The organism is Thermithiobacillus plumbiphilus (assembly GCF_038070005.1).
Lineage (GTDB): Bacteria > Pseudomonadota > Gammaproteobacteria > Acidithiobacillales > Thermithiobacillaceae > JBBPCO01.
Genome location: NZ_JBBPCO010000001.1, coordinates 398073 through 405696 on the forward strand (window position 1 = coordinate 398073; position 7624 = coordinate 405696).

The following is a 7624-nucleotide window of genomic DNA, read 5'->3' on the forward strand; positions in this document are numbered from 1 at the left end:
CCTTTGTGATTTACATGTTATGACTGCCACCCGCCTGACGGGTTCGGACCGGGCCGCTCCGACTTTGGTGAATCAGCCAAACAGCCGGTTCCACCAGCGCCGCCGGCCTTCGGGCGTGATCTGCTGACTTTTGAGGTCTTCCGGGGCCAGGCGGCTCAGGATCCAGCCCGGCAGGATCAGCTCGCCACTGGAGCCGCAGGAAGAACCAAGATTGTTGGGATCGAAGATCTTCACCATGCCTGGATCCTGCAGGTCATCGGCATAGACGATGCCGAGATAGTCCTCGTCGTGATCGCGCCGCAGCAGGGTGTCGATTTCTTCCAGGAATCGGAGGAAGGCCTCGGTGGAAAGGGGGGCTGCAGGCACACCTTCTCCGATAAAATACACATACCACTGGCCATCGTTGCGGGCCCGCAGCACCTCCAGGAAGGCGTCCCACTGCGGCCAGCGCAGAATGCCCTTGAAAGTGCCCTTACTGAACTTTTCCGTAAACTCGCCCATGCTCTCTCCAGATCATTCGCCCAGCCCGCAACAGGATCTCCCGCTGCTGCGGCGCAACCCGTGTTTATACTGCAAAGGAAAGTTTATCCGCAAAGGGCAGTTGAAGTAAGCTTGGCATTTGACCTGAAAGGACAAGGCGTGAACGAGCATCCCAAGAACCTGATCTGGATCGATCTTGAAATGACCGGGCTGGACCCTGAAAACGACCGCATTCTGGAAGTCGCCCTGCTGATTACCGATGAAGCCCTGAACCTGCTGGCTGAGGGACCGGTGATTGCAGTACACCAATCCGAAGCTACCCTGGCTGGCATGGACGAATGGAACCAGCGCACCCATGGGGCCTCGGGCCTGATCGAGCGGGTACGCCAATCAAAGACCAGTGAAACCGAGGCCGAGCAGCGCTGTCTCGATTTTCTGGCCGCGCATGTGCCGGCCGGGGCCTCGCCCATGTGCGGCAACAGCATCTGTCAGGATCGCCGCTTTCTGGCCCGCTACATGCCAAAGCTCGAAGCCTACTTCCATTATCGCAACCTGGATGTCAGCACGCTCAAGGAATTGCAGGCCCGCTGGTATCCCTGGATGCCGAAATTCGAGAAGCGCGAAAGCCATCAGGCGCTGGACGACATTCGCGAATCCCTGGATGAATTGCGCTTTTATCGAAAGCGCCTGTTCATCGATGGCTGAAGAATCATCAGCCCGCTGGAAATCCTCGCTGCATCAGGACGTGCTCGATCCCGGCTTCCATGAAGGGCTCGCCCAGGGCGCGGAAGCCATGAACCGCATAAAAGGCTTGCAGGTGCGCCTGGGCATGGATCTTCTGCCTTGCAAAACCACGTGCCTCGGCGGCCTGGATCATGAACGCCGTGAGTTGATGCCCGTAGCCTTTGCCACGCCAAGGGGCGCGCACGGCGATGCGTTCGAGCTTGGCGTGCTTACCCGGAAAACGGATGCGTCCTGACGCAACCGGCTCTTCCCCGACCCGCCCCAGGATATGAATGGCCTCGGCATCCAGACCGTCATATTCCAGGGCATAGCCTATTCCCTGCTCGCCACAGAAAACCAGGGATCGCACGAAAAACGCCTTTTGCAGGACCTCATTGGGGCAGCCTGGTGAGGGCACTTCGCTGATGGACGGCCACTCTGACAGTTGCAGCGTCAGCATGCCTAAGCCTTGAGCCTGTCCATATATTTCTGCCGCAGCTTGGCGACTTTCGGGGCAATGACGATACGGCAGTAACCCTGGTCAGGATTTCGGGCGTAGTAGTCCTTGTGATAGACCTCGGCTGGATAGAAATGCGGGGCCGGCAGGACTTCGGTGACAATCGGGGCATTCCAGACTCCGGCAGATTCCAGTTCCCGGATGGTGGTTTCAGCAACCTGCTGCTGCTCGGGACTGTGATGGAAAATGACCGAACGGTACTGCGTGCCGACATCCGCGCCCTGACAATTCAGGGTGGTCGGGTCGTGAATCGTGAAGAACACGTCCAACAGATCCCGGTAGCTGATCACGGCTGGGTCAAAATGGATCTGGACGACCTCGGCATGTCCGGTGGTGCCGGAGCAGACCTGCCGATAATCAGGATTCTCCACCTGACCGCCGGCATAGCCGGAAATCACTTCCTTTACACCTTTTAGCTGCTGAAACACGGCTTCAAGGCACCAGAAGCAGCCACCACCCAGGGTGGCAATTTCGGTGTTTTCCTGTGACGTTCCCATCCCGGACACCTCGTCATTGGAAGAATTCATGCCTACCTTGGCACAGGAGATTGTGCTGCTGCAAGCGCCACCTCTCCGCCGCGCCTGCTCAGGCTTAGGAATGTCCTCCCGAACCCTAGCAATCTGGTAAACTCCACGGTTATTCACGCTGCTCTGACGTCTACGGCGATGTTCTGAAGGGGTAGCCTGACCAACTTGAACACTGGAGGGAATATGCCGAAAGCACCAAGAAATGCAGCGGATGGACGGTCTTATCGGTCCAGGGAAAACAAGCCAGCCTCCCGTGGCAGGTCCTATGGCAAGCCGGAAAGGCAGACCGCTCCCGTCAGTTTTGGCGCCCCCTCCCCTTTCCAGGACATGCCGCAGGCCACCAGCTTCGATGAACTGGGCCTGTCCGAACCCATCCTGAGGGCGATCCAGGAGCTCGGCTTCGAGGCACCGACGCCGATCCAGGCACAGACCGTTCCCGTGCTGCTGACCGGGCGCGATCTCATCGGCCAGGCGCAGACCGGTACCGGCAAGACCGCCGCCTTTGCCCTGCCCCTGATCCACCTGACCGATGCCGCGCGCCGGGAGACCCAGGCCCTGGTGCTCGCGCCCACGCGCGAACTGGCGGTGCAGGTCGCGGGCGGCATCCATGATCTTGCCCGGCATACGGGACTAAGGGTGGTGCCGGTCTATGGCGGCCAGCCCATCGATCGGCAGATCCGCGCCCTGCGTGCCGGCGCCCAGATCGTGGTGGGCACGCCCGGGCGAATTCTCGATCATCTGCGCCGCGGCTCGCTTGCCCTGGATCAGGTCAGGTTCTGCACCCTCGATGAGGCCGATGAAATGCTGGCCCTTGGCTTTCTGGATGATGTCGAGGCCATTCTGAGCGAGCTGCCGGAAAGCCGGCAGACGGCCTTTTTCTCGGCGACCATGCCGCCGCGCGTGGCGGCCCTGATGCGTCGGTTCCTGAAGGATCCTGTGCATATTGCCATTCAGTCCAAGCAGCGCACGGTGGAAAGGATCCAGCAGAGCTACTATGAAGTACCACCCGGCCAGAAACTCGAGTCACTGGCCCGCGTACTGGACATGGAGACCCCCGGCCCGACCATCATTTTCTGCCGTACCCGCCAGGCCACCAATGATGTCGCCGAGGCCCTGCGCCTGCGCGGCTATGGTGCCGAGCCACTGCACGGCGACATGGGCCAGCCGGAGCGCGACAAGGTGTTGCGGCGCTTTCGCGAGGGACAGGCCGACATCCTGGTTGCCACCGACGTCGCCGCCCGGGGCCTGGATATCGATACCGTCACGCACGTCATCAACTACGATATCCCCTTTGACGTGGAGCAGTACGTACACCGCATCGGGCGCACCGGTCGGGCCGGGCGCACCGGAGACGCGATGACCCTGATCGAGCGGCGCGAGCGGCGCCAGCTGCAGACCATCGAACGCATGATCGGCACCAGCATCAAGCCGGCGCACCTGCCCACTGCCGCGGACATTGCCGCGCGCCGTCGGGCGGTGTTCAAGGAAACCCTGCGCGAGACCCTGGAAGCAAACGCCTTTGATGGCCATCTGGCCACCGTGGAAGAGCTCGCGGACGAGTTTGATCCGGCTGAAATCGCCGCCGCCGCCCTGCAGATGCTCTGGCAAAGCCAGCAAGGTAACGATACGAACATCGCTCAGGAAATCGCGGCCGATGGCGAGCAACCAGAGCCTGGCATGGCGCGGCTCTTCATTGGCATTGGCCGGCAGGATGGCTTGCGGCCGGGCGATCTGGTCGGTGCGATCAGCAATGAGGCCGGCATCAGTGGCCGCAGCATCGGCGCCATCGACATCCTTGACCGGACGGCCTTCGTCGAGGTACCGAATGCCGAAGCCGACAATGTCATCAATGCCCTGCGCCAGACCAAGCTGCGCGGCAAGAAGGTCAATGTGCAGATAGCACGGCCCATGGACCGGCACCCATAGCCAGCTGGCTCAGGATCTGGCGGTGAGAAAGCGGTCCAGCTGGTTGGCAAAGGCCTGACGGTCCGCGGCCACGAAGGCTGCCGGGCCGCCGATTTCCATGCCGCTGCCCCGCATTTCTTCCATCAGGTTGCGGATCGACAGGCGCTCGCGGATGTTTTCCCTGGTATATAGCTCGCCACGCGGGTCAAGGGCCTGAGCGCCTTTTTCAACAACAGCCGCTGCCAGTGGAATGTCCGCGGTGATCACCAGATCGCCGGGCTCGACCTGAGACTCGATGGCCTTGTCCGCCACGTCAAAACCCGCGCCGACCTGAATGCACCGGATGAAGCGGGAGGCGGGAGTCTGCAAGGCCCGATTGGCCACCAGGGTCAGCATGACCTCTCTTCTCTGCGCCGCCCGAAACAGGATCTCCTTGATGGGATTGGGACAGGCATCAGCATCCACCCAGATCTGCATGATCACTCCTTTTCAGACATACTGCCCGGCCGCATAGCCCGAGGCCCAGGCCCACTGGAAATTGTAGCCCCCGAGCTGGCCGGTGACATCGACCACCTCACCAATGAAATAGAGCCCCGGCACCTTGCGGGCCTCCATGGTCTTGGAGGATAGCTCGCGCGTATCTATCCCGCCCAATGTCACCTCCGCCTTCTTGTACCCGACCGTGCCACTCGGCCTGAGCTGCCAGCCATGCAGACGCGCGGCCAGCATCCTGAGCTCCTGTTCCGAATACTGCTGCATGGGCCGGGAAGGGAGAACGGCGGCACTCCAGGCCTGGGCAAAGCGCTTGGGCAGATAGCGCCCCAGGAGATTGGCCAGTTGCATCTGACTCCAGCGATGTTCGAGCAGCAGGGCCTCGGCGTCCTCATCCGGCAGGAGATCGATGTGGATCATCTCGCCGGGGCGCCAGTAGGAAGATGCCTGCAGAATGGCCGGGCCACTGAGTCCGCGATGGGTGATCAGCAGGTTTTCGCGAAACTGCATGCCCCCGGCACTGACAACGGCGTCGATGCTGATGCCCGGAATCCCGGCATAGTGCGCAAGGTCTTCCGGCGCGAAAGTCAGCGGCACCAGGGCCGGGCGCAGGGGCGTCACGGCGATGCCGAACTGCTCGGCAATGCGGTAACCAAAGGGGCTGGCGCCGATCTGCGGGATCGAGAGCCCGCCGCTGGCAATCACCAGGGAATCGGCCCGGACCTCGCCCCGGTCCGTGCTTAGCCTGAAATCTCCACCCTGGGTCACCCTCCGCACCTGGCAGGGTTGCCACCATTGCACGCCCACCGCATCGCATTCGCGCTTGAGCATTTCAATGATCTGTTGGGAACTCCCATCACAGAATAGCTGGCCGAGCTTCTTTTCGTGATAGCCAATGCCTTGCCTTTCCACGAGAGCGATGAAGTCCCTTGGTGTGTAGCGCGCCAGGGCGGAACGACAGAAATGGGGATTTTCTGAGAGATAGTTTTCCGGCCGGGCATGCAGATTGGTGAAATTGCAGCGACCGCCGCCGGAAATGCGGATCTTTTCCGCAAGTTTCGGGGAATGATCGATGATCAGCACCGAGCGGCCGCGCTTGCCTGCCTCGATGGCGCACATCATGCCGGCCGCCCCGCCACCAATCACCACTACGTCCTTACCAGGCATCATCGTCCGCCATCATTAGCCATTCGCGGCATACAGCGTACTACATGGCCTGGCAAAGGGTGAAACCGGGAGCTACACGCAAAAAAGGCCCGGGTCGAATGGCCCGGGCCTGTTGTACTACCGAAGCAGTCTGGCATCAGCCCTTGACGAGCACGATACCGTCCTTGGCGGGAATGGTGATATTGCCGCTGACTGCCTGGCCATTGTTGACGCCGCGATCCTGATTGCCGGCGATGCGCTTGTAACCGCTACCCACATTCACGGTCACGCTGCTGCCGGTGGGATTGACCAGCGCCATGCCCTTCTCGTACACGCGGCGGTACACGCCTTTCTGCCAGGCCTTGGTCTGCGCGCCTTCCACCGGCCGGCCCAGGCTGACGTCATACTCGTCGAACCATGGCACCGAGCTGTAACCCTTGGCCTCATCCGTGAAGGAGAAATAGCCGTCGTCCATCAGGGTTGAAGCAAAGGCATAGCGGAAGAACCTGTAGTCAGTGGGCTTGCCCCAGACATTGAAGCCCACGATCTTGGGTGCCGCGGTGTTGATCATGGTGTTGTGATACCAAGTCATCATCGCCGCCCAGCCCTTGTTCTTCTCCATGGACCAGGACTTGCCCATGGCGCCTTCCAGGAAGGCACCTTCCATCTTGCCCTTGTACTCGGGCATGGAAACGTCATGGTCCATGTTGCCCATCAGCATGATGCCGGAGCGCAACTCACGGGCTCGCCGCCACTCCGCAACGTGGCCGGCGCGGTGCGCGGCAATCATCTTCGCATCACCGTTCTTGTCATTGACCCTATCGAGGTTCCAGTCCGCATCCGTGATGCGATTCTTCTCGAACACATTGTCGAAGTACCAGATGTCGAACTGCGGCACCGGCTTGAAGTATTTGTTGTAGTCCCGCTCGGCCAGCCACTGCGGCCACTGCTTGCCCTGGGCATCCTTGCGGGTGAATGCGGTCAGATTGATGTCATAGGCATCAAAACCACTGGTCCAACGGGTCATGGAACCGTCAGCCTTGCGCAGCCACCAGTTCTCGTTGTCCAGCTTCCGTGCCTTGTCCGCATCTGCCGAGTACTTGGAGTTCGAGGCCAGTGGCGCTTCGTTCAGAATGGTGTACTGGCCAAGCAGGATGTTGGGATTCCTGTCCTTGATCGCCTTCACGGCAGCCTGGATACCCGTGTAGCCGCCATAAGAATAACTGGATCTCCAACCCGGATAGAAACCCAGGATCGCAACATCCAGCCGGCTCAAGGCCTTCTGGTAGTTCGGGTCATCGTAATTTTTCTCGCCAATGTTCATGCCATACAGCCGGGGGAAATCCGGACCTGTGGAGATGGATCCAGCGGGTGCTGCGGCTTGAACACTGTTTGGCGCACCGGTCTCGGGATTTACCGAGGAAGAGCCGCCCTGACAACCCATCGTTGCAACGAAAACAGGAAACAACCAGAAAGCCTTGGACTTGCTTACAGAGAAATGCTGCATAGTCACCAAAAATACCTCTTGAATGTCTTCTCAAAAGGACTTCATCTCGTGAAGCCACTCGATGCAGTCAATATGTTGACGTACACAGCGGGATAGCAAGACGGGTGCCTAACTTATAAGGTATTGTTTTTTAAGCGGTAGTTATGTTTTCGTGCAGACTGGTGGTGACGCTTTTTGTCACTTATTAGCGGACGGTGACACAGCGCCGACCCAATTCTCGTCAACTTTTCGTAGCGATACAGGGGTTCGAGCTAACCCCTGACAATAGCCATCCACGATGAACGGCAGCCTTTCGCATCACGGCCAACAAAAAGGCCCGGGTCGAAT

Annotated in this window: 8 protein-coding genes; 2 read left to right on the forward strand and 6 right to left on the reverse strand. The window is 60.1% G+C overall.

The window, feature by feature from the left end:
- Positions 1-72: 72 nt before the first annotated feature.
- Positions 73-501, reverse strand: a complete 429-nt coding sequence (locus tag WOB96_RS01915) for a hypothetical protein (RefSeq protein WP_341369573.1) — start codon at positions 499-501, stop codon at positions 73-75.
- A gap of 138 nt (positions 502-639) precedes the next feature.
- Here WOB96_RS01915 and orn point away from each other — a divergent pair, with 138 nt between their 5' ends.
- Positions 640-1185: an oligoribonuclease gene (gene orn, locus WOB96_RS01920; protein WP_341369574.1), complete on the forward strand. Its 546-nt coding sequence runs from the start codon at positions 640-642 to the stop codon at positions 1183-1185.
- A gap of 7 nt (positions 1186-1192) precedes the next feature.
- Here orn and WOB96_RS01925 read toward each other — a convergent pair whose 3' ends face one another.
- Together WOB96_RS01925 and msrA are read right to left on the reverse strand one after the other, a co-directional pair.
- The gene (locus tag WOB96_RS01925) at positions 1193-1663 is read right to left on the reverse strand and encodes a GNAT family N-acetyltransferase (RefSeq protein WP_341369575.1); all 471 of its coding nucleotides are present in this window, start codon (positions 1661-1663) and stop codon (positions 1193-1195) included.
- A 2-nt stretch (positions 1664-1665) separates the two neighbouring features.
- On the reverse strand, positions 1666-2217 hold the full coding sequence (gene msrA / locus WOB96_RS01930; protein WP_341369576.1) for a peptide-methionine (S)-S-oxide reductase MsrA: 552 nt from the start codon (positions 2215-2217) through the stop codon (positions 1666-1668).
- A 213-nt stretch (positions 2218-2430) separates the two neighbouring features.
- Between msrA and WOB96_RS01935 the strand changes: the two genes are divergently transcribed.
- Positions 2431-4173 carry a DEAD/DEAH box helicase gene (locus tag WOB96_RS01935; RefSeq protein WP_341369577.1) on the forward strand — a complete coding sequence of 581 codons (1743 nt, stop codon included), beginning with the start codon at positions 2431-2433 and terminating at the stop codon, positions 4171-4173.
- A gap of 9 nt (positions 4174-4182) precedes the next feature.
- Here WOB96_RS01935 and WOB96_RS01940 read toward each other — a convergent pair whose 3' ends face one another.
- The 3 genes from WOB96_RS01940 to WOB96_RS01950 form a co-directional block, all read right to left on the reverse strand.
- A complete protein-coding gene (locus WOB96_RS01940; protein ID WP_341369578.1) occupies positions 4183-4629 on the reverse strand; it encodes a YaiI/YqxD family protein in 447 nt (148 codons plus the stop codon).
- A gap of 12 nt (positions 4630-4641) precedes the next feature.
- Positions 4642-5814: a BaiN/RdsA family NAD(P)/FAD-dependent oxidoreductase gene (locus WOB96_RS01945; protein WP_341369579.1), complete on the reverse strand. Its 1173-nt coding sequence runs from the start codon at positions 5812-5814 to the stop codon at positions 4642-4644.
- A gap of 133 nt (positions 5815-5947) precedes the next feature.
- Complete coding sequence (locus tag WOB96_RS01950; protein WP_341369580.1) at positions 5948-7114, reverse strand: putative glycoside hydrolase; 1167 nt, start codon at positions 7112-7114, stop codon at positions 5948-5950.
- Positions 7115-7624: the final 510 nt, after the last annotated feature.

What these genes read in the sequence shown, in the direction of transcription:
- WOB96_RS01915 (WP_341369573.1), bottom strand. Translation starts at nt 501, where the DNA reads ATGGGCGAGTTTACGGAAAAGTTCAGTAAGGGCACTTTCAAGGGCATT.
- WOB96_RS01925 (WP_341369575.1), bottom strand. Translation starts at nt 1,663, where the DNA reads ATGCTGACGCTGCAACTGTCAGAGTGGCCGTCCATCAGCGAAGTGCCC.
- msrA (WP_341369576.1), bottom strand. Translation starts at nt 2,217, where the DNA reads ATGGGAACGTCACAGGAAAACACCGAAATTGCCACCCTGGGTGGTGGC.
- WOB96_RS01935 (WP_341369577.1), top strand. Translation starts at nt 2,431, where the DNA reads ATGCCGAAAGCACCAAGAAATGCAGCGGATGGACGGTCTTATCGGTCC.
- WOB96_RS01940 (WP_341369578.1), bottom strand. Translation starts at nt 4,629, where the DNA reads ATGCAGATCTGGGTGGATGCTGATGCCTGTCCCAATCCCATCAAGGAG.
- WOB96_RS01945 (WP_341369579.1), bottom strand. Translation starts at nt 5,814, where the DNA reads ATGATGCCTGGTAAGGACGTAGTGGTGATTGGTGGCGGGGCGGCCGGC.
- WOB96_RS01950 (WP_341369580.1), bottom strand. Translation starts at nt 7,114, where the DNA reads ATGAACATTGGCGAGAAAAATTACGATGACCCGAACTACCAGAAGGCC.